This is a genomic window from Methylobacterium sp. E-041, from assembly GCF_022829665.1.
GTDB lineage: Bacteria > Pseudomonadota > Alphaproteobacteria > Rhizobiales > Beijerinckiaceae > Methylobacterium.
Genome location: NZ_JAKSYQ010000302.1, coordinates 1 through 604 on the forward strand (window position 1 = coordinate 1; position 604 = coordinate 604).

At 66.1% G+C, this 604-nt stretch carries 3 pseudogenes; 2 read left to right on the forward strand and 1 reads right to left on the reverse strand.

The window, feature by feature from the left end:
- A pseudogene (locus tag MKK70_RS29845) lies at positions 1-138 on the forward strand (IS481 family transposase); the annotation flags it as partial.
- A gap of 90 nt (positions 139-228) precedes the next feature.
- Positions 229-351, forward strand: a pseudogene (locus tag MKK70_RS29850) (IS630 family transposase); the annotation flags it as partial.
- 1 nt (position 352) lies between these two features.
- On the opposite strand, the pseudogene MKK70_RS29855 reads toward MKK70_RS29850, so the two are convergent.
- Positions 353-460 (reverse strand): annotated as a pseudogene (locus tag MKK70_RS29855) (IS630 family transposase); the annotation flags it as partial.
- Between the last annotated feature and the right edge of the window lie 144 nt (positions 461-604).

A 604-nucleotide genomic window follows, 5' to 3' on the forward strand; every position in this document is an offset into this window, starting at 1 on the left:
AGCGCCTACAATTTTGGCCGCCGCCTGAAGACCCTGCGGGGTCTCACGCCCTACGAGGCCATCTGCAAAGCATGGTCCGCCGAGCCCGGTCGCTTCAGGTCAAACCCGCTCCACCAAATGCCGGGACCAAACACCTAGAGCGTTTTCGGGCTGCGCTGAATCGGGCAGGTGGGGTTCACGCGAAGCTGTTGGGCTGATTCACTGATCGCTCTTGAGAAGGAGCGAAGCATGGGCCGACCCTACAGCCAGGACCTGCGCGAGCGCGTGGTGAAGGCCGCGGCAACGACCTCGATCCGCTGGATGGCCGCGCTCACGACGACAGGGACGGTGGCCGCTCGTCCGCAAGGGCGGGCACCGTCCCGATCGCGCTCAGCGTTGCTATCCAACGGATGGACGTCGCGATGCCGACCCCGAACCGCGCCGCCTAACGCCGCGAGATCGCGGCGGCAGCCTCCACCACACGATCGAGACATGCGTGATGCGACGACGCTCGACCCGATCAACGCGCTGGCATGGGAGCAGCGCTGAGGCGACGCCACCAAGAACGACGGCTTCTACGATCTCGGCAAAGCGCCTGCGGTAAGCGCTTGGTGGAGGCTCGGCG